We start from the raw sequence: 24,909 nt of genomic DNA, 5'->3' as shown, positions 1-24,909 counted from the left end.
CCCCGGGGATGAGCTATTACCCGCTTAACAGGGGAGGATCGGCTGATATTCTCGCAGGGACTACAGGTCTGACAGTCTCCCCGCCGGGCATGGCTCGGAAGAGAATATGGATGTTAGAGGGTGTTCGAACTGTTTAAACTGCTAGGCAACAAAAGACTTTTTGTTTTGCTGGTGGGCCTTGTTACATTTATCGCGTTAATGGGCTTTACGCTCAGTCCGCGAACCACTCTATCCTGGCCGGAGAAATTCCTGAAGGATTCAGTTGGATTTGTACAATACGTATTTTACAAGCCCGCTTCCTATGTAGCGGGCTTTTTCAAAGATGTAGCGAACATGCGTACGGTATATGAAGAGAATGAAGAGCTCCGCATCGCGATGGGTCACTATACCCGGGATCGACTGAAGTACAATGATATGGAGCAAGTGAATGAGCAGCTTCAGAAAGCGCTCAATTTCACAGAAGAACAGAAGAATCGCTATAATTACGGTTCACGAATTGCTCAGGTTATCAGTGCCAATTCGGATCCAAACAGCAGAACCATTAACATTGATATCGGTGAAAATGCGGGAATCAAGCCGGGGATGGCCGTTACCTCCCAGGAAGGGCTGGTCGGCGTGATCAGTCATGTCAGCTCATATACATCAACGGTTAATCTGTTAACGTCCATGGACGCCAATGATCCAACATCCAATGCCATTGCAGCAACGGCAGTAGGTAAGGAGAAAGTATTTGGTATGATTGAGAGTTATGATCCGAAGACGGGCATGCTCAAAATGACCAAGATCTCGGAGGATTCTAATATCAAAGAGGATGATGAGATTATCTCCTCCGGAATTATTAACAATTTTCCGAAGTACATGCGGATTGGTGAAGTGGAAAAGGTTGAAGTTGGGGAGTACGGTTTAACGCGAACTGCGATTATCAAACCATACGCAAGCTTCCTTGATTGGAAAGAGCTGATTGTCATTATCCCGCCTGAGGTAAAAGAATAATGGTAACACGTAAGCAAGTTTTGTTCCTGTTACTATTCCTTTTGTTCATTGCGGAAGGCACAATTTTGCCGCTGCTCATCCCTTCTGGCTGGCAGATGCGTATTTCTGCCAATCTGGTCTATATCGTAATTTTGTTTATCGCTGTATATCATCATCGTCACACGGCACTAGTACTCGGTATATTTTTTGGACTATTGCATGACGTTGTATTCTACGGCGAGATGATTGGACCTTATGGATTCTCCATGGGATTATCGGCATATATGATGGGACTCATTTTTCAAGCACCACGTGCACCACTGCCGGTTATGGTATCGGTTGTCATTTTGGGAAGTCTGCTTAATGACACCATGCTATTTTTCCTGTACAAGCTCTTCCAACTTAACCACGTGACCTTTGACTGGGCGTTGATTGAATACATGATTCCTAATTTGTTCATTCATTTTGTGTTTGCCTTGATCATTTATGTCCCGCTTCGGAAACAACTGGAGCGGATCGGCAAGAGACGGAGCAAGACAGAAGAAGCTTCCTAAATACATTTATGGAGCGCAAAGCAGGAACTTGGGGCCCCGGGCACGAAATGTAATGAGATGGGAGGGACAGGCTTATGACGGTAAAATCGAATCACGTAACGATTAAAGGCATCCGAGACGGCCTGGTTTTCCTGTTGGACGATCAATGTGAATTCGAGGAATTGCTCTATGAGCTCCGCTATAAGCTGGAACACAGCCATCAAAATATTTTGACCGGACCGATTGTTCATGTGGATATCAAGTTGGGTGCCCGCGAAGTGACAGAGGACCAGAAAGAAGCAATCCTCGATATATTGAAGCAAAAAGGGAATTTGCTTATTCGATCCATCGACTCACCTGCACTCCAACCGGAGGTTAAAGGACCACCGCCGATTGTAACCATGTGTGGTATGGTGCGTTCAGGTCAGGTGCTTCATCATGAAGGAAATCTCCTGTTTCTTGGGGATATCAATCCGGGGGGCACAGTGACGTGTACCGGAGATATATATGTGTTGGGTTCACTCAGAGGTATGGCTCATGCCGGAATTGGCGGGGACGAGGAAGCGATCATTGCCGCTTCGGTATTTGCACCGACGCAGCTACGGATTGCGGATATCATCAGTCGTCCTCCCGATGAATGGGAGAGCCGAGAGACCGGAATGGAATTTGCTTACTTACAGGACAATCAGATGCAGATAGACAAAATGAGCAATATCGTTCGGTTACGCCGAGATTTTAATGTGTTTAAAGGAGTGTAGCTCATGGGAGAGGCGATCGTGATCACTTCGGGTAAAGGCGGCGTGGGTAAAACAACCACCTCGGCAAACATCGGGACAGCGCTGGCGCTGCTCGGCAAAAAGGTTTGTCTGGTAGATACCGATATCGGCCTTCGTAATTTGGATGTCGTGATGGGACTCGAAAACCGTATTATTTACGATCTGTGCGACGTTGCGGACGGCCGCTGCCGTCTGAATCAGGCTTTGGTCAAAGACAAGCGTTTCGAAGAATTATATATGTTGCCTGCGGCGCAGACGAGAGACAAAAACTCAGTGTCGCCAGAACAGGTCAAGGATATTATCCTTGAATTGAAAAAAGATTTTGAATACGTCATTATTGATTGCCCAGCCGGCATAGAGCAGGGTTTCAAAAATGCGGTAGCAGGAGCAGATCAGGCCATCGTGGTCACTACACCGGAAAATGCTGCAGTACGTGATGCGGATCGTGTCATCGGCCTGCTGGAGAGTTCGCACATTCAATCACCAAAGCTGGTGGTGAATCGAATTCGTAATAATATGGTTAAATCGGGTGACATGTTAGATATCGATGGTATTTTACAAGTACTTAATATTGACCTGATTGGCATCGTACCTGATGATGAACTGGTCATCAAAGCGGCCAATTCAGGAGAACCTACGGTCATGAATCCGGATTCACTTGCGGCAATTGCGTATCGCAACATTGCACGACGCATTCTGGGAGATACGGTCCCATTGATGCAGCTGGAGCAGAAAAAGGGTGCTTTTACTCGTTTCAAAAAGTTCTTGGGAATGGGTTAACTCATTTAAATGGACTTATTCATTATCTGATTACATGACAGCCGTGGCTTATAGCCCGGCTTTTTTTGTTACCTGCGGGCAGGCTTGTTCATATTATCAACCACCTCTTCATAGGATGTAGTAAACAAGCCTCGGCGGGAGGACATTCCATGAACACGAAACTCAGAATCAAGCAGAGACGAGAAGAACGTATCCGGCGACTGATGGATGGTGCCACTGTGGAGGTCTTACAGGAGCAGAAATTAGGTTCACTGTTGGACAAGAATGAGATCATACACCCAAAACCATTTACGCCGCCTAGTGAGGGGACACAGGAAAGAGATCCGGAATGGTTGTGGAAAAAAGAGAATGGTCATTTCGTTCCAGGGGGGCATTCGAGATTCAACCTGTTCAAGTCACTTCTCAAACGGACGGTTATTAGCGCTTTGATATTTGGCGGAGTATGGGGTCTATTTCAGTTGGATACATCGTGGACGACATCACCCAAAACAGTAATTGCGGATGCACTCCATCGGGATATGGATTTTGCCTCAGCATCGGCTTGGTATGAACGGCATTTTGGAGGAACGCCTTCGTTTCTTCCGGTCCTCGGACATACGACGGATGCCGTGAACGGATTGAAAGTAAGGCAGTTACTGGGCAAACCGATCTCAGGCACAGTGGTTCAGCCATTCGCGCTGAGCATGAAGGGAATTGAGATCGTTCCGGATGCCGCAGGTGCAGAACTTATACAGGTCGCAAGTTCTGATGCTGGGCGTGTCATGGAGGTTATCGGCGATGCAGCAAGTGGATTCACAGTTGTCATCCAACATACAGGCAATGTCACGGCAATATACGGTCGGCTGAACGAAAGTGAAGTGAGCGTGAATGATTGGGTGGAAGCGGGGAATCCAGTGGGGAGTCTCAAGGCTACGGGTGGTGAACAACCGGCCACGCTCTATTTTGCAGTCAAAGAGGGGGAGGAGTACGTAGACCCGGCGGAAGTTGTTGCCCTTGATTAGGGTGTGGGGAGTCCATATTACGTTTCATCCGTTTTTTGTAATTATCATGATGGCCTCCCTTCTGACTGGACATTTTATTGAGCTTATTACGTTGTTTGCCATCGTATTCATTCATGAATGTGGACATGCTGCGGCGGCAGCACTTCTGGGCTATCGTGTCTTGTCGATCCAGATGCTTCCTTTTGGAGGAGTTGCGGTTATCGAAGATGGAGGTACGATCACGGCTTACCGGGAAATCATGATTGCTCTGGCTGGTCCATTACAAAACATCCTGATGGTTGGCGTGGTTATGCTGTTGCAGTATGGCAATCTGGGCGATCCGGTATTTCTCAACTATATCATTCAGGGGAACCTGCTCATTGCCCTATTTAATCTGCTGCCTGTACTTCCTCTGGACGGAGGTAAAGTTGTTCAGGCACTTGTCAGTCTGTGGGCACCTTACTATACAACATTAATGTGGACTTACAGAATTAGCATTCTGTGTAGCGTAGGGGTTATTTTATATGCTATCAGCCGATGGTTTACTGGAGACTACGGCCTACCGCTCAACATTCTGTTAATCGGCCTTTTTTTGTTCTATTCCAACGTAACGGATTACCGAAATGTGCCCTATCGCTTTATTCGTTTTCTGATGAATCGAGAGGGTGCGTTTGCTCGTCACGCGGCTACTGGCAGTTTGGCGCAGCCAATAATCTCATTCCCGGCGAAACCTTTGGACACTATTTTGCGTCTATTAAAGAGAGAAAGATACCATATGGTATACGTGATGAACAGACAGGGTCGAATTATGGCCGTATTGCCTGAGCAACGGATTATCGGTTCCTATTTTCAACAAAATGGTAATAAATTGTAGTGTTCTGGTGGACCTGTTCTGAAATGGGTTAATATATGTACAATGAGAATTGAAAAGATACTGAAATGGATGTGGATGATTTGAATTGTCTTCTAGAGGTGAAGCCATGAAACAAATGATAGTACATAATGAACATAACCTCATGCAAATGGCGCTTCTGGAAGAAGGCAAAGCTGTGGAATTTACGGCAGAGCGTACACGTGATCGTGGACTGCTGGGTTCCTTTTTCAAGGGACGGGTCGTGAATGTGTTACCAGGTATGCAAGCTGCTTTTGTGGATATTGGTCAGAAAAAGAATGCGTTTCTCTATGTGGACGATGTGTTGCATCCCCATCTGGAGAAACAGCCCAAGGTGAAGCCTTCCATCTCGGAGTTGCTTCGTCCGGGTCAGGAAGTCATTGTTCAGGTTCTGAAAGAACCGGTTGGAGGCAAGGGAGCCCGGGTGACGACTCATTATTCACTCCCGGGCCGTTGGCTTGTCTACATGCCTGTTGCTGACTATGTAGCGGTATCCAAGAAAATTGCCCGTGAAGGGGATCGTTCCCGTCTTAAGGCACTTGGGGAGCAACTGAGGCGGGATGAAGAAGGACTTATTATTCGGACCGTATCTGGAGAAGAGCAGCATGAAGCCATTAAGTCGGACTTGGAAACATTACGCGCGCAGTGGTATCTGATTCGTGAAAAAGCGGACAGTTTGCCTTCACCAAGCCTCTTGCATCGGGATCATAGCATGGTACAGCGAATCATCAGAGATGTGTATACGCCAGGGAGTGACGAAGTCATCACTGATAGTGAAGGACAAGCCCGTGAGGTAAAAGCATTGCTCGAAGAGATTAGTCCTGGTCATCAACCCAAAGTACAGGTGTATCGGGGAACAGAATCCATCTTTGCTGCCTATGGTGTGCAGGAACAGTTGAATAAGGATTTTGCTCGGAAAGTATGGTTGCCCGGAGGCGGATACATTGTCATTGATCATACCGAAGCTCTGACTGTAGTGGATGTGAACACAGGCAAATATACGGGAGCTGGCGGTGACAGTCTGGAAGAGACCGTGACAGAGACCAACATACAGGCAGCAGTGGAGATTGCTCGTCTGATGCGCCTGCGAGATATCGGTGGCATGATTATTGTCGACTTTATTGATATGGAGGAAGCTTCGAATCGGCATGAAGTCGCGGCAACCTTGGAGGGTGAGCTCAAGAAGGATCGGACCAAAGCGTTTGTAATGGGTTGGACCAAGCTGGGTTTGCTCGAACTTACCCGTAAGAAAGTGCGGGAAGAAAGTACGTTGCCCTATGTGGAACCGTGTTCTTCCTGTCATGGTACGGGAAAAAGATATATTTCACCATTGCATTGATTTTTGATATATTGCGTGATATAATCTTCAAGTATGTGTTTAGCCTAATGGTCTTGCACATGCTGTAACCGCACTGGCCGGGTATAAGAACAGTTCCGCAAGGACACTGTCACCTGAGAACGGGCGAGTCTGAGACATGAGGAGGTGCAAGGCAAATGTACGCAATTATTGAAACAGGCGGCAAACAGTACAAAGTCCAAGAGGGCGATGTTCTGTTCATCGAGAAATTGACTGCGAACGATGGCGAAAGCGTAACGTTCGACCGTGTCCTGGCTGTATCTAACGATCAAGGTTTGACAGCAGGTACACCATTGATTTCCGGAGCTACTGTAACGGCTAAAGTGGAGAAACATGGCAAAGGACAAAAGGTTATCGTATACAAATACAAACCTAAAAAGAACTACCATGTGAAGCAAGGTCACCGTCAACCGTACACTAAAGTAACTATCGAAACAATCAAAGCGTAAAGAAGGTGCGATAAGTGATTATCGTTCAAATCTTTCGTGATGAGGACGGGAACATCGAACGTTTTTCCATTGAAGGGCATGCTAATTTTGCCAAGCGGGGAGAAGACATCGTATGTGCCGGGGTATCCGCTGTTACAGTGGGTACGGTGAACTCGATTGAAACATTGACCGGTGTCGAAATGGATGCCAAGATGAAGAATGGCTTTTTAAGTGGTTCTTTACCTTTGTTAGAGAGAGGGGAAACTTGGTCCCAGGTACAATTGTTACTCGAATCCATGGTGGTTATGCTCTCTAATATTGCAGAGTCATACGGGAAGTATATTAAAATACAGCAATTCAAATAAGCAAAGAAGGAGGACAACCAATCATGTTGAAATTAAATCTTCAGTTATTCGCATCGAAAAAAGGTGTAGGTTCCACGAAGAACGGACGTGACAGTAATGCTCAACGTCTGGGTGTTAAACGTGCTGATGGTCAAACTGTAACTGGTGGTAGCATTCTCGTTCGCCAACGCGGAACGAAAATTCACCCAGGAACTAACGTTGGCATCGGTAAAGATGACACTTTGTTCGCGAAAATCGACGGCGTTGTAAAATTCGAACGTTGGGGACGCGATCGCAAAAAAGTAAGCATCTACCCTGTTAATGTTGCTCCTGTAGCAGCAGCAGTAGAAGCGTAATATCGGCATTCCGCCTAAGGAGCCTTCGGCATTTTTGCCGAAGGTTTTTTGTATTCAACGGTTATTCGATAATGAACTGGCAGAAGAGACATGTTATACTTGGTTACGGTGGGTGTAGACCAACCGAGTTTTGTAGAACGGGGAGAAGCCATGAAATCTTGGAAAAGAGTGCCGTGGATTGCGGCATGTTCACTTCTGATTCCTTTGGTTTTCGTTATGTTGTATCCGGCGATGATCTCAAGCGTCGTGTGCGCATTGTGGTCCGTCGCAGTATTGCTCATTTCTGTGAATGCGATGAAGAAACAGGCGGAGGCGGAACGCAGAGCCATCATACAATCCATGGAAAAGACAGCAATTGCTTCATTAAATCATCATCGACACGACTGGATGAACGACCTTCAGGTGTTATATGGATATCTTCGGCTGGGCAAACTTGATAAATCCTTGCAATGTGTGGAAAGAATAAAAGAGCGGGTTACAGAAGAAAGCCGAATCTCCAGATTAGGTATTCCTTCCCTCGTATTTTATCTTCAATCTTTTCGCGCCAGTGGAATTGCGCTGGACTTGCATGTGGAAATAGAAGATGAGTTGCAGCTTAGTGCTCTGGTCTCTCCCGAGGATGGCGAGTCACTTACCGGGGCGATTGCTGATGCAATCAGGGCCTATCAATATGGCGGCGGCCGGTCTTCTTGGGGAGAGGTTCGCAAACTGACCTTAAACTTCGGACAGGATCATGGAGATGTGGTTGTCCGACTGGATGGGGATCAAACACCCGATCCGGAAACACTGCGGCAGCTTACTGCCGTACTCAAAGGAAAAAAAGTCAGAACGGAGCAGTTTCCGTCTGAGGATACGTTTATACAATTCAGAATGCCGTGTGGAATATAGGAAGAAGGGGTTAACCAATGTTTGTAGATAAAGCGAAGATTTATGTAAAAGCCGGAGACGGAGGGGACGGAATTATTTCGTTCCGTCGTGAGAAGTATGTACCAAACGGCGGACCTGCCGGGGGCGATGGAGGCAGAGGAGCTGACATCATTTTCCGCGTGGATGAAGGTTTGCGTACGTTGATGGATTTCCGTTACCAGCGTCACTTCAAGGCCCCACGTGGTGAGAAGGGACGTAACAAAAGTCAGCATGGTGCAAACGCGGAAAACATGATTGTACGCATTCCACCAGGAACTATCATCTTGGATGAAGACAGTGGAGAAGTACTGGCGGATATGACACGTCACGGTCAACAGGTTGTTATTGCTCGTGGTGGTCGGGGCGGACGGGGGAACATCCGATTTGCTACACCGAACAATCCTGCACCTGAACTTGCCGAGAATGGTGAAGAAGGACAGGAGCGTTACATCGTACTCGAACTGAAAGTTATGGCAGATGTTGGTCTGGTTGGTTTCCCGAGTGTCGGGAAATCCACATTGCTTTCTGTCGTTTCGTCAGCCAAGCCAAAGATCGGTGCATACCATTTCACAACCATTACACCGAATCTGGGTGTAGTCGGTGTAGGAGAAGGCCGAAGCTTCGTTATGGCCGATTTGCCTGGACTGATTGAAGGTGCGCATGAAGGTGTCGGACTGGGACATGAGTTCCTACGTCATGTCGAGCGTACTCGGATTATTGTTCATGTCGTAGATATGTCGGGTTCGGAAGGACGCGATCCTTTTGAAGACTGGCAGAAAATCAATGACGAATTGAAGTTGTACAATCCGCTTCTCGCCGAGAGAACGCAAGTTGTAGCAGCTAACAAGATGGATATGCCAGACTCTGAAGCGAACCTGGAGCAATTTTTACAGCAAGTTCGTGAAGTTCAACCTGATATTGAAGTGATGCCAATTTCATCCTTGACTCGTAAAGGGATTCAAGAACTTCTGTATCGTGCAGCTGATCTGCTGGATCAGGCTCCAGACGAGCGAGTGGTTGAAGAGGTAGCAGATGTATCTGAACGTAAAGTATATAGTCTGGACAAAAAAGAAGACGATGGTTTCAAAATTGTGCGTGAGAACGAAATGTTCGTTGTCGAAAGTGCCAAGATTGACCGCATGATGAAACGGATGCAACTGAACTCGCACGAGGCTATACTGAAGCTCGCACGTACATTGCGTTATATGGGTGTGGACGCTGAGTTGCGTAAGCGCGGAGCTGTAGAAGGTACCATCGTTCGTATTGGAGACTTTGAATTCGAATTCGTGGAAGGCAGCAGTTACTACTAAGTAGCCGTCTTCCGTGGAGAGACAGATTGATATAGGAACGCAGAGAAGTGGGAAGTTGACCCGCAACTCTGCGTTTTTTTGTTTTTTCCTGACATGGGAGAGGGATAAACTTGTATACTGTGAGGAACGTATTTCAAAAAATAGGCGTGTCATGTATTGCCCTTTTGTCATAGATCCTATATAATGTCCACTATATGAATACATGAGTCTTTGAGGAGAGGACGTTCTGTGAACGAACGCTATTACTTAGTACGGGAAGATATTTTACCAGAGGCAGTGGTGAAGACCATGCAGGTAAAAGAACTACTGGCTTCTGGTGATGTTAAAACAGTGCATGAGGCGGTTGAACAGGTCGGATTAAGCCGGAGTGCCTTTTACAAGTACAAAGATGGAATTCATCTGATTAACCAGCTTGAGCGCGAGAGAATTGTAACGATCTCCATTGATCTGGAGCATCAGTCAGGGATCTTGTCTCGTGTGCTTGGACATGTAGCTGGTTATGGAGCTAATGTACTCACGATTAATCAGAGTATCCCGCTTCAGGGAAGAGCCAATGTTGTCATTTCGGTGGAAACAACACATCTTCATGGCGAAATTGGTGAAATGCTGGATCGAATGCAAGATATGCCTGGCGTAAGACGTACACGTATTGTAGGCCAAGGGTAAGTAGGCTTTAACATACAGGACTGACGGACAAGAATAGACATTAGGGGGTAGATCGTTAGTGAAACCGGTAAAAGTCGGATTGTTGGGTCTGGGAACTGTCGGAACGGGAGTCGTTCGCATTGTGGAAGGGAATCAGGAGGATCTGAGCAGTCAGGTTGGATCGTCGATTGTCATCGAGAAGATCGCAGTGAAAAACACAGAGAAAGAACGTGTTATTGCTGTAGACCGTGCCAAGCTTACGGAAGATCCTTGGGAAGTCATTCGTCATCCGGATATTGATGTTATCGTTGAAGTCATGGGCGGCATTGATCAGACGAAGGAGTATATTCTTGAAGCATTGGAACGTGGGAAACATATCGTAACAGCAAACAAAGATCTCATGGCACTGCATGGTACAGAGATTTTGGCGAAGGCACAGGAAAAACAATGTGACGTGTTCTATGAGGCGAGTGTTGCTGGAGGGATTCCGATCATTCGTACGCTGATTGAAGGTTTCTCTTCTGATCGGATTACCCGCATTATGGGGATTGTGAACGGAACAACGAACTTTATTCTGACCAAAATGAGTCAGGAAGGTGCATCCTATGAAGAAGTACTGGCTGAAGCACAGGCTCTGGGATATGCCGAATCGGATCCAACTTCCGATGTAGAGGGACTTGACGCAGCTCGCAAAATGGCGATCTTGAGTACACTCGGTTTCCGTACCAATGTGGAGTTGAAGGATGTAACCGTTAAAGGAATATCCTCCGTAACTCGTGAAGACATTATGTATGCTAAAAGACTGGGCTATGAGATGAAGTTACTTGGTATTGCGGACCGTATTGGCGATGAGATCACGATCAGCGTTCAGCCGACAATGGTTAGACAGAATCACCCGATTGCTTCAGTCAACGGTGTGTTCAACGCAGTATATGTACACGGTGAAGCTGTAGGGGAGACGATGTTCTACGGTGCGGGTGCGGGAGAACTCCCAACGGCAACTTCGGTTGTAGCTGACATTGTGGCGGTTACCAAAAACCTTAAACTTGGCGTGAACGGTCTCAAAGCAATTGTGCCTTATAAGATTAAGCGACTGCAAAGCGACGAACAGATCGTGTCGAAAAACTTTATTTTACTACACGTAGACGACAAAGCCGGTGTATTGGCACAAATCACACAAATTTTCGCAGAATATGATGTCAGTCTGGCGTCGGTTGTTCAACAGCCGAATGAGCACAACCCGGATGCCGAGATCATTATCGTTACACATAATGCAAGTAAGGCAAGCATGGATAAAGTGTTAAAACATTTTGAATCACTCAGCGTCATTCGCCGCATTAAGAGTGTTTACCGGGTCGAAGGATAATTGTCCTTATCCCATACGGCATCTCAATTATTTCAGTTATAACGTACAAGTTAATCATATCCGGTTCAACAGGTCATCATTTCAGATTATTAAAACATAAAGGAGTTTACCCACAATGAGATATCAAGGACTTTTGCAAACGTACAGAGAGCACCTTCCAGTTAATGAAAATACACCCCTGCTTACACTTCAGGAAGGAAATACACCGTTGATTCATGCAGAGAATCTGTCTGAGGAACTCGGTTTGAATGTTTACTTCAAATACGAAGGTTTGAACCCTACGGGATCTTTCAAAGACCGCGGTATGGTTATGGCTGTTGCCAAAGCTATGGAAGAGGGCAGTCGTACGATCATGTGTGCATCCACAGGTAATACGTCAGCAGCTGCAGCGGCCTATGCCGCACGTGGTGGCCTCAATTGTATCGTACTGATCCCGAATAACAACATTGCACTGGGTAAACTGGCCCAAGCCATGATCTATGGAGCTAAGGTGATTGCGATCAATGGTAACTTTGACCGTGCACTGGAGATTGTGCGTGAGATCACAGCCAAACATCCGATCACGCTTGTAAACTCTGTGAATCCGTTCCGGATTGAAGGACAGAAGACAGCAGCGTTTGAAGTAATTGAACAACTTGGCGAAGCGCCTGACGTTCTGGCTATTCCAGTCGGTAATGCGGGTAATATCTCGGCTTATTGGAAAGGTTTCAAAGAATATAAAGAGGCAGGCAAGTCCAGCACTCTTCCACGTATGGTTGGTTTCGAAGCAGAAGGTGCGATGGCCATTGTCAAAGGTGAGCCGATCCTTGAACCTGAAACGGTAGCAACAGCAATTCGAATCGGTAATCCGGCGAGCTGGAAAACGGCGGTAGCTGCAGCTGAGGAATCTGGTGGACAGATCAACTATGTAACGGATGAACAAATTCTGACAGCGTATCGTACACTTGCTTCTCGGGAAGGAATTTTTGCTGAACCTGCTTCTGCGGCTTCCCTTGCCGGTGTATACAAACTGAAGAGTGAAGGGTACTTTAAAGGCGGAGAGACTGTCGTTTGTGTACTGACAGGTAATGGCTTGAAAGATCCTAATATTGCGATCAAAACAGTAGCGACTGAGCCGCTTGTTGTTGAGGATACCGAAGAAGCGGTAATGGCGGCTATTGCACAACTGGAGCAGCAATCTGTATGAGTTTGCGTGAAAAGGTAACCGTAAAAATACCTGCAAGCACAGCCAATCTCGGTCCGGGGTTTGATACCCTGGGCATGGCATTGTCTTTGTATGCCTGGTTGGAAATGAAACCTGCCGAGCAGACGTCATTTCATCTTCACGGCAATCATTTGACAGGTCTGCCAACAGATAAATCGAATTTGATTTACGAAGTTGCACAGATGGTATTCAATGAAGCTGGGGTATCCATCCCTGAATTGGAGATTTCCATGTATTCCGATATTCCGCTTACGCGGGGACTCGGGAGCAGTGCATCAGCCATCGTTGGTGCATTGGCAGCAGCGAATGCATTAATTGGTGCTCCTTTATCCGATGCCAAGCTTCTGGATATGGCCACATCCCTCGAGAAGCATCCTGATAATGTGGGAGCATCTCTGTATGGCGGTATTATTACGGCTGCATGGAATGGTCAACAGGTAGATCATATACGTATTGAACCACACCAGGATCTGCAGGCTTTGGTTATTGTACCTGAATTCCAGCTGTCTACTTCAAAAGCAAGGAATGTGATTCCAGAGCAATTTGGCATGTCTGATGTGGTGCATAACATTAGCAGATCTTCACTGCTCGTTGCCGCTTTGGCGAGTGGACGACTGGATATGATTCAGAAGGCGATGTCAGATCGAATTCACCAACCATATCGGGCATCATTGGTGCCAGGCATGGCTGAGATATTGGAACATGCTGTTGATCATGGAGCGTTGGGAGCTGCCCTGAGCGGAGCTGGACCGACCGTATTGACTTTGGTAGATCGTCATGACACCCGGAAAGCGGGATTGGAACAATATTTGCTGGACACCATGGAGCGGGAGGGCATATCTGCTTCTGCACTGTGGCTCGATCCGGATTTGGACGGTGTAACCGTGCTGCCTGATCAAGACGAACGTCCTTTTCTGGACAGAATCAAAGGGGAAGTTAATGCATGAAACGAATTGCAGTATTACCTGAAGGCTCAGTCTCTCATGAGGCAATTGATTTCCTTTTCAACGGGGAACCATTAGATTTGCTTCACTCCAAGCTCATTTCGGATGTTTTTCGAGCAACGGATAGTGGAAATGCACAATACAGTGTCATTCCGATCGAAAATACCATTGAGGGTTCCGTTAGTCTTCATATGGACTGGCTTGTGAATGAAGTAGACATTCCGATGCAAGCGGAGTGGGTATACCCATCCATCCAGAATGTGATTGGACATGGCTCGGAATTTAAGACAGAGAGTGGCGAGTATGATTTTGGTAGAATCACCAAGATTATGTCTCACCCTGTGGCTATTCCGCAGTGTCAGAATTTTATTCGGCTACATTCGCCTGGGGCCGACCTTGAAGGTGTGAACAGTACAGCCGAAGCTGTAGAAATTGTGAAAAAAAATCCGGGTAAGGGTTGGGTAGCGATTGGTACCAAGCTTGCTGCTCAGAAGCATGGTCTGGACATTATGGCTGAGCGGGTTACAGATCATGACAACAACTACACTCGTTTTGTGCTCATCGGCCATGAACCTGTAAACATTCCACGTGAACCGGATCATGTAAAAACCAGCTTGCTGGTGACGTTGCCAGAAGATGCACCGGGTGCGTTGCATCAGGTATTGTCAGCTTTTGCATGGCGGAAGCTGAACTTGACCCGTCTCGAATCTCGTCCAACGAAGAAACGATTGGGCAGTTACTATTTTTACATTGATGTTGTGGAAACGGTCGATTCGGTATTGCTTACCGCAGCCATGGCAGAGATTGAAGCATTGAATTGTCAGGTGCGTGTTCTGGGTAGCTATCCTTGTTATACATATCCTTCGAGATAATTGACCTGATGGTGTTTGGGAAAGTTAGAAGGTTGTCATAAGTCGGGGTAGAATGAGCGAGTAATGGCTTGTCATTTGGTGTACAATGGACGGGTTAATAACGTTTCGGAGTACAGGGAATGGATATTTTATGGAGGTGCAGTCATCAGTGGCAGAACAATGGATCTATTTGGATGGTCAGTATGTGACCAAGGAGAACGCAACCGTTTCGGTATATGATCATGGATTTTTGTATGGAGATGGTATTTTCGAAGGTATTCGGATCTATAACGGAAATATTTTCAGATGTAAGGCCCACTTGGATCGTTTGTATGATTCGGCAAAATCCATTAGTTTGAACATTCCGCTGTCCATTGATGAGATGCTGGAAGTCATGGCTGAAACGGTGCGCCGCAATGATATGCGTAATGGTTATATTCGTCTTATTGTATCGCGTGGCCCTGGTAATCTGGGGTTGGACCCGTTACGTTGTCCTAAGGCATCCGTAATCATCATCGTGGAGCAATTAGCGATCTATCCGGAGGAAGCGTATCTTACTGGATTGAAAGCCGTGTCGGTATCCCAACGCCGGAACATTCCAGACGCATTGAATCCAAAAATTAAATCGTTAAACTATCTGAATAACATCCTGGTTAAAATCCAGTCTAACTATTCAGGTGCTGGTGAAGCAATTATGCTGAATTCCCAAGGTTACGTTACTGAGGGTTCAAGTGATAACATCTTCATCATCAAAAATGGTGTAGTGTACACGCCGCCTTGTTATCTCGGAGCACTTGAAGGGATTACACGTCAAGCGATTATCGATCTATGTGGCGAACTGGAGCTTGAATTAAAAGAAGTGCCATTCACCCTGCATGATGTGTATATCGCAGACGAAGTCTTTTTCACCGGGACAGCTGCAGAAGTTATCGCTGCATATGAAGTCGATGGAAGAACAATTGGCACGGGAGTAGCAGGTCCGGTAACGCTGAGACTGCTGGAAGCATTCCGTCAGATTGTTGACAAAGATGGATATAAAGTGTGGGAATCTTAAGTTAGAATTGCATAACATAGGGAACAGGAATCCTCCTTGTCCGATAAAATTTTGCATACCTGGCGTATGGGGATTTTAGAGACAGGAGGATTTTTTTTGTTTAGTTGATGTCATTAGCCCGGTTTCTGCATAGGATGTAGTAACGGTATGGGCGAATGTACTGCCCAAGTATGACGTCTAGGAGGTTAGTTCCCTGTGAAAATACACATGGTGAAAAAAGGCGACACATTATATCTGCTGTCCCAAAAATACAATGTAGCGCTGGACAAATTGATCGCGGCTAATCCGCAAATCACAAATCCTGACAAGTTGGATATTGGCATGAAGGTCAAAATCCCTGCAGAGCCAGTAACACCGAAGCCGGAGGGTGTGCTCCACAGTCACAAGGTGCAGCAAGGAGATTCGTTATGGAAGTTGGCACAAGCCTGGGGAGTTCCTTTAAAAGATATGGTCAATGCCAATCCACAGTTGAAAAATCCGAACGCTCTGCTGGTGGGGGAGACAGTTTATATTCCATCTATGCACGCACAAGGAAACAGCACATCTAATTCGGGTGCCGGCAACATTGCTGCTCAAGAAAAGTTGTCACCTGAAGGTAAGGAATATACGGGAGTCAAAGAACCGGAACCACCGGCTCCAGTAGCGCCAACTCCCCCTGCTCCGGTAGCAGAGGTTCCTGTTCCGGTCCCGGTGCCTGCTCCACCACCAGCCAATACGGAGAAGCCGAATGTGAAGCCTGAACTGGAGGTACTGCCGCAGTTACCGGAGCTTCCTGAAGTGAAACCCGAAAAGGAAACGCATAAAAAAGAAGAGGTTAAACCCGAAGTTTATGTAAAACCGGTAGCAGAATCCAAGAAATACACAATGCCTAATCTATCGCCTGAAATTATGCCTTTGCCTGTAATGCCTAATACAAAGTCTCCAACTGAGGTTGCACCAGCAACGAAAAAACCTTGTGGTTGCGGTAATAAGTTGCATCATGCGCCAGCCGAGCACCCTTATGTTCAAATCCCGGTTCCTGTACAAGAGGTGTATGGTGCTCAGCAAGACATGTACACGGCAGGAGCGAGTAACAATGCGGCGTTTCCAGGGATTCCGGAAGTTAGTCCTTATAGTGGCAGTGATCTGCCTAACAGTCCGTGGACTGGCGCGGAACAGGGTTATAACCACAATAACGTTATGCCGAATCTGTCCGCAGAAATGCAAAACAACTCATTTCCGATTGCTCCAGCTGGCGAAGTGAATAGTCCATTCCCAACGTATGTAGTACCTAGTCATATGAATCATCAGCCGCCTTTCATATCTCCATACTCAATGCTTCCGTACCCTCCATGCGGATGTGGCTCACATACACATATGCCTCAGTATACTTATCCTTCTCATGGTTATCAGGATCCGGCATGGAATATGTACGGTCCTTCGTACGGTATGCCGCCTGAAATGTCCACATCAACGATGCCAAACCAGCCTATTGAGTATGCTTATCAGAATCCGTACCCTACTCAGAACATGGTTCCGCCGTCCCCGCTTGGAGCATTTGGTGAAATGTATCCTCCTCAAGGGCAAGGGAAGGGTGGTAAAAAAGGGGGGCGTGAAGACGCTAACCTAAGTCAGGTAGCAATTGAAGAGGTTGGATCAGATTCGGAAGGGAAGTCCAAGCAAGCAGGGAGTAAGCCGGCCGCTGCAAAACGCAGAACAAGCAAGGCTCCTCTGAAGAATAAATCCAAGGTATCCGTGTCCGGGAAAACATCCAGAGAGGGTGCAGCTGCTTCCAACCCACGGAAATCCGATAAAAAGCGTCGTAATCCATGGATACAGAACTAACCTGGAGATTGCGATTGATGAATAAGTGAGGTGCCTGTTATATAAGCGGGAAGCCAGCTCTGTAATAGAGAGCTGGCTTCCCGCTTACCTGAGTGAACATTGAGTTGCACATAACGGAGATATAGTTGCTCAGGAAATAATAGAAAGCATTTTATTAAGAAGTTATTGTAAACCCTTTCATAAATGTGTTAAAATATTTGTACCCTATGAGCATGACCTAATATGATAGGACAAGATAGGGTACAGATATGATAGCTTTAGCTAATGTAAAACTACTAAAGAAAAGAAATGAAAAAAACTGTTGCATTACATTCAGCCGTATGATATATTATTTAAGTCGCCGCTGAAACACAGTGCTGACACAGGAAACACAAGAGATAACAAAACAAGTTTGATCTTTGAAAACTGAACAACGAGTGAGTAAACATTCTGCTTGCAGAATGAAACGTGAAAGTTTGAGACAAGTCTTGGCTTGGATCGACTGGAGCACAAATGAGATTTTTAATCTCGTCAGATTCAAAATGAGCTTATCGCTCTTTTCAATACTTTATTGGAGAGTTTGATCCTGGCTCAGGACGAACGCTGGCGGCATGCCTAATACATGCAAGTCGAGCGGACTTGAAGAGAAGCTTGCTTCTCTGATGGTTAGCGGCGGACGGGTGAGTAACACGTAGGCAACCTGCCCTCAAGTTTGGGACAACTACCGGAAACGGTAGCTAATACCGAATAATTGTTTTCTTCGCCTGAAGGAAACTGGAAAGACGGAGCAATCTGTCACTTGGGGATGGGCCTGCGGCGCATTAGCTAGTTGGTGAGGTAACGGCTCACCAAGGCGACGATGCGTAGCCGACCTGAGAGGGTGATCGGCCACACTGGGACTGAGACACGGCCCAGACTCCTACGGGAGGCAGCAGTAGGGAATCTTCCGCAATGGGCGAAAGCCTGACGGAGCAATGCCGCGTGAGTGATGAAGGTTTTCGGATCGTAAAGCTCTGTTGCCAGGGAAGAACGCTTGGGAGAGTAACTGCTCTCAAGGTGACGGTACCTGAGAAGAAAGCCCCGGCTAACTACGTGCCAGCAGCCGCGGTAATACGTAGGGGGCAAGCGTTGTCCGGAATTATTGGGCGTAAAGCGCGCGCAGGCGGTCATTTAAGTCTGGTGTTTAATCCCGGGGCTCAACCCCGGATCGCACTGGAAACTGGGTGACTTGAGTGCAGAAGAGGAGAGTGGAATTCCACGTGTAGCGGTGAAATGCGTAGATATGTGGAGGAACACCAGTGGCGAAGGCGACTCTCTGGGCTGTAACTGACGCTGAGGCGCGAAAGCGTGGGGAGCAAACAGGATTAGATACCCTGGTAGTCCACGCCGTAAACGATGAGTGCTAGGTGTTAGGGGTTTCGATACCCTTGGTGCCGAAGTTAACACATTAAGCACTCCGCCTGGGGAGTACGGTCGCAAGACTGAAACTCAAAGGAATTGACGGGGACCCGCACAAGCAGTGGAGTATGTGGTTTAATTCGAAGCAACGCGAAGAACCTTACCAGGTCTTGACATCTGAATGACCGGTGCAGAGATGTACCTTTTCTTCGGAACATTCAAGACAGGTGGTGCATGGTTGTCGTCAGCTCGTGTCGTGAGATGTTGGGTTAAGTCCCGCAACGAGCGCAACCCTTATATTTAGTTGCCAGCATTTCGGATGGGCACTCTAGATAGACTGCCGGTGACAAACCGGAGGAAGGTGGGGATGACGTCAAATCATCATGCCCCTTATGACCTGGGCTACACACGTACTACAATGGCCGGTACAACGGGCTGCGAAATCGCGAGATGGAGCCAATCCCAACAAAGCCGGTCTCAGTTCGGATTGCAGGCTGCAACTCGCCTGCATGAAGTCGGAATTGCTAGTAATCGCGGATCAGCATGCCGCGGTGAATACGTTCCCGGGTCTTGTACACACCGCCCGTCACACCACGAGAGTTTATAACACCCGAAGTCGGTGGGGTAACCGCAAGGAGCCAGCCGCCGAAGGTGGGATAGATGATTGGGGTGAAGTCGTAACAAGGTAGCCGTATCGGAAGGTGCGGCTGGATCACCTCCTTTCTATGGAGAATCGTTTCCTGCAACGGAAACATTCAAATACGCAGCTTAGCTGCAAAACACTCACTCGTTGTTCGGTTTTGAGAGCTCAAACTCTCAAACAGCTTGCTTTTGCATGGAGCTTGTTCTTTGAAAACTAGATATCGAAACGAAACAAACGCGAATTAGAACATTCCTTTTTAGCTGAACTTGTGTTAAACAAGTTTCAATAAAAACGGTAGTCAAATTGCTTTTGTGAGGGTATCGGGTGAGAGCGACTTTTGGCTTTGCGCAAGCAAAACAAGGGAAGCGAGCGACCGAAACCGGAACAAAATGGTTAAGCTACTAAGAGCACACGGAGGATGCCTAGGCGCTAGGAGCCGATGAAGGACGTGGCGAACAACGAAACTGCCTCGGGGAGCTGTAAGCAAGCTTTGATCCGGGGGTGTCCGAATGGGGAAACCCAGCTGGGGTAATTTCCAGTTACACCTAACTGAATACATAGGTTAGTGTGAGGCATACCAGGGGAACTGAAACATCTAAGTACCCTGAGGAAGAGAAAACAATAGTGATTCCGTCAGTAGCGGCGAGCGAACGCGGAGAAGCCCAAACCAGAGAGCTTGCTCTTTGGGGTTGTGGGACGTCTCACATGGAGTTACAAAGGAACCGGTTAAGCGAAGAGGTCTGGAAAGGCCCGCCAAAGAAGGTAAAAGCCCTGTAGTTGAAAGTCTGTTCCCTCCGAGACGGATCCCGAGTAGTGCGGGGCACGTGAAACCCCGTATGAATCCGGCAGGACCATCTGCCAAGGCTAAATACTTCCTAGCGACCGATAGTGAAGCAGTACCGTGAGGGAAAGGTGAAAAGCACCCCGGAAGGGGAGTGAAATAGAACCTGAAACCGTGTGCTTACAAAAAGTCAGAGCCCGTTTTAGGGGTGATGGCGTGCCTTTTGTAGAATGAACCGGCGAGTTACGTTCCCGTGCAAGGTTAAGGTGAAGAGCCGGAGCCGCAGCGAAAGCGAGTCTGAATAGGGCGATATAGTACGTGGACGTAGACCCGAAACCGGGTGATCTACCCCTGTCCAGGGTGAAGGTGCGGTAACACGCACTGGAGGCCCGAACCCACGCATGTTGAAAAATGCGGGGATGAGGTGGGGGTAGCGGAGAAATTCCAATCGAACTCGGAGATAGCTGGTTCTCCCCGAAATAGCTTTAGGGCTAGCCTCGGAAAACAGAGTCGTGGAGGTAGAGCACTGATTGGGTGCGGGGCCCGCAAGGGTTACCAAGCTCAGTCAAACTCCGAATGCCATAGACTTACTTCCGGGAGTCAGACAGTGAGTGCTAAGATCCATTGTCAAAAGGGAAACAGCCCAGACCATCAGCTAAGGTCCCCAAGTGTGTGTTAAGTGGGAAAGGATGTGGAGTTGCACAGACAACCAGGATGTTGGCTTAGAAGCAGCCATCATTGAAAGAGTGCGTAATAGCTCACTGGTCGAGTGACTCTGCGCCGAAAATGTAACGGGGCTAAACACACCACCGAAGCTATGGCTTGATGCTTTGCATCAGGGGTAGGGGAGCGTTGTATAAGGGTTGAAGGTGTACCGTAAGGAGCGCTGGACATTATACAAGTGAGAATGCCGGTATGAGTAACGAAAAGATCAGTGAGAATCTGATCCGCCGAAAGCCTAAGGGTTCCTGAGGAAGGCTCGTCCGCTCAGGGTAAGTCGGGACCTAAGGCGAGGCCGAAAGGCGTAGTCGAAGGACAACAGGTCGAAATTCCTGTACCACCGTAAGCCGTTATGAGCAATGGGGGGACGCAGTAGGGTAGTGACGCGGACTGATGGATGTCCGTCTAAGCAGTAAGGCTGATGTGTAGGCAAATCCGCACATTGTAAGGCTGAGCTGTGATGGGGAGCGAAAATTATAGTAGCGAAGGTCATGATCTCACACTGCCAAGAAAAGCCTCTAGCCAGGTGATGGTGCCCGTACCGCAAACCGACACAGGTAGGCGAGAAGAGTATTCTAAGGCGCGCGGAAGAACTCTCGTTAAGGAACTCGGCAAAATGACCCCGTAACTTCGGGAGAAGGGGTGCCCCGGTAGTGTGAATAGCACGAGGGGGCCGCAGTGAAAAGGCCCAAGCGACTGTTTAGCAAAAACACAGGTCTGTGCGAAGCCGTAAGGCGAAGTATACGGGCTGACGCCTGCCCGGTGCTGGAAGGTTAAGGGGAGTGGTTAGGAGCAATCCGAAGCTGTGAACCGAAGCCCCAGTAAACGGCGGCCGTAACTATAACGGTCCTAAGGTAGCGAAATTCCTTGTCAGGTAAATTCTGACCCGCACGAATGGCGTAACGACTTGGGCGCTGTCTCAACGAGAGATCCGGTGAAATTTTAATACCTGTGAAGATGCAGGTTACCCGCGACAAGACGGAAAGACCCCATGGAGCTTTACTGCAGCTTGATATTGAATTTGGGTACGATCTGTACAGGATAGGTGGGAGCCTTTGAAACGTGAGCGCCAGCTTGCGTGGAGGCAACGTTGGGATACCACCCTGATCGTATCTAGGTTCTAACCTGGTACCGTAATCCGGTGCGGGGACAGTGTCAGGTGGGCAGTTTGACTGGGGCGGTCGCCTCCTAAAGAGTAACGGAGGCGCCCAAAGGTTCCCTCAGAATGGTTGGAAATCATTCGAAGAGTGCAAAGGCATAAGGGAGCTTGACTGCGAGACCTACAAGTCGAGCAGGGACGAAAGTCGGGCTTAGTGATCCGGTGGTACCGCATGGAAGGGCCATCGCTCAACGGATAAAAGCTACCCTGGGGATAACAGGCTTATCTCCCCCAAGAGTCCACATCGACGGGGAGGTTTGGCACCTCGATGTCGGCTCATCGCATCCTGGGGCTGAAGTAGGTCCCAAGGGTTGGGCTGTTCGCCCATTAAAGCGGTACGCGAGCTGGGTTCAGAACGTCGTGAGACAGTTCGGTCCCTATCTGTCGTGGGCGTAGGAAATTTGAGAGGAGCTGTCCTTAGTACGAGAGGACCGGGATGGACGTACCGCTGGTGTACCAGTTGTTCCGCCAGGAGCACCGCTGGGTAGCTATGTACGGACGGGATAAACGCTGAAAGCATCTAAGCGTGAAGCCCCCCTCAAGATGAGATTTCCCAGTATGTAAGACCCCTTGAAGACGACGAGGTAGATAGGCTGGGGGTGGAAGTGCAGCAATGCATGGAGCTGACCAGTACTAATCGGTCGAGGGCTTATCCAATAGCAAGTTGTCATTCGCATGTTTCGTTTCGAATCTAGTTTTCAGAGAACGATCTCTGAAATGTAAGCTAAGCTATGCGTTTGGTGGCGATGGCGGAGGGGTTCCACACGTACCCATCCCGAACACGACCGTTAAGCCCTCTAGCGCCGATGGTACTTGGACCGCAGGGTCCTGGGAGAGTAGGACGCCGCCAAGCGAACTCTTTCATCATACATAGAAAACAGGCTCTGCATGTTGATGTTGTACGATGAATTGCATTTGCACTGCAAATGCATATATTCCCTGATAGCTCAGTTGGTAGAGCACTCGACTGTTAATCGAGTTGTCACAGGTTCGAGCCCTGTTCGGGGAGCCATTAAGGCCCGTTGGTCAAGGGGTTAAGACACCTCCCTTTCACGGAGGTAACAGGGGTTCGAATCCCCTACGGGTCATATTATGGAGGCTTAGCTCAGCTGGGAGAGCATCTGCCTTACAAGCAGAGGGTCGGGGGTTCGATCCCCTCAGCCTCCACCATATAAACTTTATAACGACGCGGGGTGGAGCAGCCCGGTAGCTCGTCGGGCTCATAACCCGAAGGCCGCAGGTTCAAATCCTGCCCCCGCAATTATACTTTCCTTTGAGAAAGTGATCTGGAACCGTGGTGTAGTTGGCCTAACATGCCTGCCTGTCACGCAGGAGATCGCGGGTTCGAATCCCGTCGGTTCCGCCATTTTTATATTAATAATACCGTGTGCGGAAGTGGCTCAGCGGTAGAGCATCGCCTTGCCAAGGCGAGGGTCGCGGGTTCGATTCCCGTCTTCCGCTCCAATATTTGCGCCCTTAGCTCAGCTGGATAGAGCGTTTGACTACGAATCAAAAGGCCGGGAGTTCGAATCTCTCAGGGCGCGCCATTATAACTTCAAATTTGCCGGCGTGGCGGAATGGCAGACGCGCTCGACTCAAAATCGAGTGGGAAACCGTGGAGGTTCGAGTCCTCTCGCCGGTATATATAACGGGATGTAGCTCAGCTTGGTAGAGCACCTGGTTTGGGACCAGGGGGTCGCATGTTCAAATCGTGTCATCCCGATCTCTAAAAACACTATCTATAATTAGATAGTGTTTTTTATATTTATCTATATAAGATTCTATAAATGCAGGTTCCGGTATTCACTATGACAAATTCTCTAACCTAACACATGTGTGTTCCTTCTTCAGACTACAAGTTAATTGTGCATAAAGCCTCAATCTTTAGGTCACAATAGGTTTAAAAAGTGATAGAAGGGGTTCATGTGAACACGTTTAACTTCAGAAAACAATTCAAGAGACGCTGGAGACGGTGGAAACGAACAGTATGGATGACGGCGGCTCTGCTTGCAGTTACGATATTGGCTTACAGCGGGTTGTCTATCTCATCGGCGATAGAGCGTTTGCTGACAACTAATTTTAGTGAGGCAACCAGTGTGATGGGCCCTGTTACGCAGGAAACAAGATCAGAACAGGAGATTCAGGCGTTAGTAGAGCAACTTGATTCTGATCCGGATCATTTAACAAGTGTGGTTTTGGAGACACAGTACATCTGCGGAGTGGAAACAGAGCAGTTAGGCAAGATGGCTAGACCACAGTTGAAGATGCTGCTAGCTCAACATCCGGAATGGGATGCTACCGTTGGAACATCAGATGAGTTGCATTTGAAGCAACGTGTAGATGACCTTTCACCGCTTTGTAAACAACAGGCTTATATCAGCATAGATGCTGTAGGGAACCTTAATTTGTACGAGGGTAAGCCTGCAGAAGAGAAGGTTATTCGTACGTTCTTTCAATTGGATGTTGGAACGTTGGAAAGTTCTTTGCCTGAAGGCGTACTAGAACAATTGCAGCAGGGTATTCGGATTCAAGACAAGGATGAGTATGATAGCGTGATCTCTACGTTCAGTGACTATGCCGTGGATGAAGACCATCATTTAATCCGTAATGGCGGGTAATCCAAACGTCCTCACCTATGGTATTAAAATTGTGAAGTACTGAAACGATGGTGGCAAGCAATAACATTGGTGGTTTACGTAACCAAGCG

The 24,909-nt window shown here is 47.8% G+C and carries 20 protein-coding genes, 9 tRNA genes, 3 rRNA genes and 1 other annotated feature; all 32 genes read left to right on the top strand.

Features of this window, described 5'->3' with window-relative positions; genetic code table 11:
• The first annotated feature begins 120 nt into the window (after nucleotides 1–120).
• Nucleotides 121–993, top strand: coding sequence for a rod shape-determining protein MreC (gene mreC / locus MHH25_RS23935; protein WP_076253325.1), 873 nt, complete (start codon nucleotides 121–123; stop codon nucleotides 991–993).
• On the top strand, nucleotides 993–1,526 hold the full coding sequence (gene mreD, locus MHH25_RS23930; protein WP_036673543.1) for a rod shape-determining protein MreD: 534 nt from the start codon (nucleotides 993–995) through the stop codon (nucleotides 1,524–1,526). The genes mreC and mreD overlap by 1 nt, the downstream gene beginning before the upstream one ends.
• A gap of 74 nt (nucleotides 1,527–1,600) precedes the next feature.
• Nucleotides 1,601–2,263 (top strand): septum site-determining protein MinC, encoded by a 663-nt coding sequence (minC, locus tag MHH25_RS23925; protein WP_017692615.1) that lies wholly within the window; start codon nucleotides 1,601–1,603, stop codon nucleotides 2,261–2,263.
• A gap of 3 nt (nucleotides 2,264–2,266) precedes the next feature.
• A complete protein-coding gene (minD, locus tag MHH25_RS23920; RefSeq protein WP_017692616.1) occupies nucleotides 2,267–3,061 on the top strand; it encodes a septum site-determining protein MinD in 795 nt (264 codons plus the stop codon).
• A 149-nt stretch (nucleotides 3,062–3,210) separates the two neighbouring features.
• Nucleotides 3,211–4,062 (top strand): M23 family metallopeptidase, encoded by an 852-nt coding sequence (locus MHH25_RS23915; RefSeq protein ID WP_076253326.1) that lies wholly within the window; start codon nucleotides 3,211–3,213, stop codon nucleotides 4,060–4,062.
• Nucleotides 4,055–4,915: a M50 family metallopeptidase gene (locus MHH25_RS23910; protein WP_036605910.1), complete on the top strand. Its 861-nt coding sequence runs from the start codon at nucleotides 4,055–4,057 to the stop codon at nucleotides 4,913–4,915. Before MHH25_RS23915 ends, MHH25_RS23910 begins: the two co-directional genes overlap by 8 nt.
• A gap of 106 nt (nucleotides 4,916–5,021) precedes the next feature.
• A complete protein-coding gene (locus MHH25_RS23905; RefSeq protein WP_036605911.1) occupies nucleotides 5,022–6,272 on the top strand; it encodes an Rne/Rng family ribonuclease in 1,251 nt (416 codons plus the stop codon).
• Between the two features lie 56 nt (nucleotides 6,273–6,328).
• Nucleotides 6,329–6,413, top strand: a sequence feature (ribosomal protein L21 leader region).
• A gap of 14 nt (nucleotides 6,414–6,427) precedes the next feature.
• Nucleotides 6,428–6,739, top strand: coding sequence for a 50S ribosomal protein L21 (gene rplU, locus MHH25_RS23900; protein ID WP_017692620.1), 312 nt, complete (start codon nucleotides 6,428–6,430; stop codon nucleotides 6,737–6,739).
• 14 nt (nucleotides 6,740–6,753) lie between these two features.
• Nucleotides 6,754–7,083, top strand: coding sequence for a ribosomal-processing cysteine protease Prp (locus MHH25_RS23895; protein WP_036605912.1), 330 nt, complete (start codon nucleotides 6,754–6,756; stop codon nucleotides 7,081–7,083).
• Nucleotides 7,084–7,106: 23 nt separating this feature from the next.
• On the top strand, nucleotides 7,107–7,418 hold the full coding sequence (gene rpmA, locus MHH25_RS23890) for a 50S ribosomal protein L27 (protein ID WP_017692622.1): 312 nt from the start codon (nucleotides 7,107–7,109) through the stop codon (nucleotides 7,416–7,418).
• 150 nt (nucleotides 7,419–7,568) lie between these two features.
• The gene (locus tag MHH25_RS23885) at nucleotides 7,569–8,306 is read left to right on the top strand and encodes a Spo0B domain-containing protein (RefSeq protein WP_036673602.1); all 738 of its coding nucleotides are present in this window, start codon (nucleotides 7,569–7,571) and stop codon (nucleotides 8,304–8,306) included.
• A 17-nt stretch (nucleotides 8,307–8,323) separates the two neighbouring features.
• Nucleotides 8,324–9,634 (top strand): GTPase ObgE, encoded by a 1,311-nt coding sequence (gene obgE / locus MHH25_RS23880; protein WP_036673545.1) that lies wholly within the window; start codon nucleotides 8,324–8,326, stop codon nucleotides 9,632–9,634.
• Nucleotides 9,635–9,862: 228 nt separating this feature from the next.
• Nucleotides 9,863–10,300, top strand: coding sequence for an ACT domain-containing protein (locus tag MHH25_RS23875; protein ID WP_017692625.1), 438 nt, complete (start codon nucleotides 9,863–9,865; stop codon nucleotides 10,298–10,300).
• A 58-nt stretch (nucleotides 10,301–10,358) separates the two neighbouring features.
• Nucleotides 10,359–11,645: a homoserine dehydrogenase gene (locus MHH25_RS23870; protein WP_340018328.1), complete on the top strand. Its 1,287-nt coding sequence runs from the start codon at nucleotides 10,359–10,361 to the stop codon at nucleotides 11,643–11,645.
• 115 nt (nucleotides 11,646–11,760) lie between these two features.
• Nucleotides 11,761–12,831, top strand: a complete 1,071-nt coding sequence (gene thrC / locus MHH25_RS23865; RefSeq protein WP_036673546.1) for a threonine synthase — start codon at nucleotides 11,761–11,763, stop codon at nucleotides 12,829–12,831.
• On the top strand, nucleotides 12,828–13,796 hold the full coding sequence (thrB, locus tag MHH25_RS23860; protein WP_074096240.1) for a homoserine kinase: 969 nt from the start codon (nucleotides 12,828–12,830) through the stop codon (nucleotides 13,794–13,796). The genes thrC and thrB overlap by 4 nt, the downstream gene beginning before the upstream one ends.
• Nucleotides 13,793–14,665 (top strand): prephenate dehydratase, encoded by an 873-nt coding sequence (pheA, locus tag MHH25_RS23855; RefSeq protein ID WP_074096239.1) that lies wholly within the window; start codon nucleotides 13,793–13,795, stop codon nucleotides 14,663–14,665. Before thrB ends, pheA begins: the two co-directional genes overlap by 4 nt.
• A 148-nt stretch (nucleotides 14,666–14,813) precedes the next feature.
• Nucleotides 14,814–15,698 (top strand): branched-chain-amino-acid transaminase, encoded by an 885-nt coding sequence (gene ilvE, locus MHH25_RS23850; protein ID WP_017692630.1) that lies wholly within the window; start codon nucleotides 14,814–14,816, stop codon nucleotides 15,696–15,698.
• Between the two features lie 195 nt (nucleotides 15,699–15,893).
• The gene (locus MHH25_RS23845) at nucleotides 15,894–17,522 is read left to right on the top strand and encodes a LysM domain-containing protein (protein WP_340018327.1); all 1,629 of its coding nucleotides are present in this window, start codon (nucleotides 15,894–15,896) and stop codon (nucleotides 17,520–17,522) included.
• A gap of 547 nt (nucleotides 17,523–18,069) precedes the next feature.
• Nucleotides 18,070–19,622 (top strand): 16S ribosomal RNA (locus MHH25_RS23840).
• 311 nt (nucleotides 19,623–19,933) lie between these two features.
• Nucleotides 19,934–22,859, top strand: a 23S ribosomal RNA gene (locus MHH25_RS23835).
• Between the two features lie 79 nt (nucleotides 22,860–22,938).
• Nucleotides 22,939–23,055: ribosomal RNA gene (gene rrf, locus MHH25_RS23830) — 5S ribosomal RNA — on the top strand.
• The 16S, 23S and 5S rRNA genes sit together here with 9 tRNA genes alongside, the layout of an rRNA operon.
• A gap of 83 nt (nucleotides 23,056–23,138) precedes the next feature.
• Nucleotides 23,139–23,214 (top strand) — tRNA-Asn (locus MHH25_RS23825).
• Nucleotides 23,215–23,218: 4 nt separating this feature from the next.
• Nucleotides 23,219–23,290, top strand: a tRNA-Glu gene (locus MHH25_RS23820).
• A 6-nt stretch (nucleotides 23,291–23,296) separates the two neighbouring features.
• Nucleotides 23,297–23,372, top strand: a tRNA-Val gene (locus tag MHH25_RS23815).
• Nucleotides 23,373–23,389: 17 nt separating this feature from the next.
• Nucleotides 23,390–23,463 (top strand) — tRNA-Met (locus MHH25_RS23810).
• Between the two features lie 27 nt (nucleotides 23,464–23,490).
• Nucleotides 23,491–23,568 (top strand) — tRNA-Asp (locus MHH25_RS23805).
• Between the two features lie 23 nt (nucleotides 23,569–23,591).
• A tRNA-Gly gene (locus MHH25_RS23800) sits at nucleotides 23,592–23,666 on the top strand.
• A gap of 6 nt (nucleotides 23,667–23,672) precedes the next feature.
• Nucleotides 23,673–23,749: transfer RNA gene (locus MHH25_RS23795), tRNA-Arg, on the top strand.
• 16 nt (nucleotides 23,750–23,765) lie between these two features.
• Nucleotides 23,766–23,844 (top strand) — tRNA-Leu (locus tag MHH25_RS23790).
• Nucleotides 23,845–23,851: 7 nt separating this feature from the next.
• Nucleotides 23,852–23,925: transfer RNA gene (locus tag MHH25_RS23785), tRNA-Pro, on the top strand.
• 202 nt (nucleotides 23,926–24,127) lie between these two features.
• A complete protein-coding gene (locus tag MHH25_RS23780; protein ID WP_076320342.1) occupies nucleotides 24,128–24,820 on the top strand; it encodes a BofC C-terminal domain-containing protein in 693 nt (230 codons plus the stop codon).
• Nucleotides 24,821–24,909: the final 89 nt, after the last annotated feature.

The organism is Paenibacillus sp. FSL H3-0457 (assembly GCF_037981725.1).
Classification (GTDB): Bacteria; Bacillota; Bacilli; order Paenibacillales; family Paenibacillaceae; genus Paenibacillus; species Paenibacillus amylolyticus.
The sequence above is the reverse complement of the archived record's forward strand: the minus strand, read 5'-3'. Positions and strand labels throughout refer to the sequence as shown.

Excerpts from the sequence above, each read along its gene's own strand:
- pheA (WP_074096239.1), top strand. The coding sequence starts at position 13,793 with ATGAAACGAATTGCAGTATTACCTGAAGGCTCAGTCTCTCATGAGGCA.
- thrB (WP_074096240.1), top strand. The coding sequence starts at position 12,828 with ATGAGTTTGCGTGAAAAGGTAACCGTAAAAATACCTGCAAGCACAGCC.
- thrC (WP_036673546.1), top strand. The coding sequence starts at position 11,761 with ATGAGATATCAAGGACTTTTGCAAACGTACAGAGAGCACCTTCCAGTT.
- obgE (WP_036673545.1), top strand. The coding sequence starts at position 8,324 with ATGTTTGTAGATAAAGCGAAGATTTATGTAAAAGCCGGAGACGGAGGG.
- minD (WP_017692616.1), top strand. The coding sequence starts at position 2,267 with ATGGGAGAGGCGATCGTGATCACTTCGGGTAAAGGCGGCGTGGGTAAA.
- rplU (WP_017692620.1), top strand. The coding sequence starts at position 6,428 with ATGTACGCAATTATTGAAACAGGCGGCAAACAGTACAAAGTCCAAGAG.
- MHH25_RS23915 (WP_076253326.1), top strand. The coding sequence starts at position 3,211 with ATGAACACGAAACTCAGAATCAAGCAGAGACGAGAAGAACGTATCCGG.
- MHH25_RS23905 (WP_036605911.1), top strand. The coding sequence starts at position 5,022 with ATGAAACAAATGATAGTACATAATGAACATAACCTCATGCAAATGGCG.
- rpmA (WP_017692622.1), top strand. The coding sequence starts at position 7,107 with ATGTTGAAATTAAATCTTCAGTTATTCGCATCGAAAAAAGGTGTAGGT.
- MHH25_RS23885 (WP_036673602.1), top strand. The coding sequence starts at position 7,569 with ATGAAATCTTGGAAAAGAGTGCCGTGGATTGCGGCATGTTCACTTCTG.
- mreD (WP_036673543.1), top strand. The coding sequence starts at position 993 with ATGGTAACACGTAAGCAAGTTTTGTTCCTGTTACTATTCCTTTTGTTC.
- minC (WP_017692615.1), top strand. The coding sequence starts at position 1,601 with ATGACGGTAAAATCGAATCACGTAACGATTAAAGGCATCCGAGACGGC.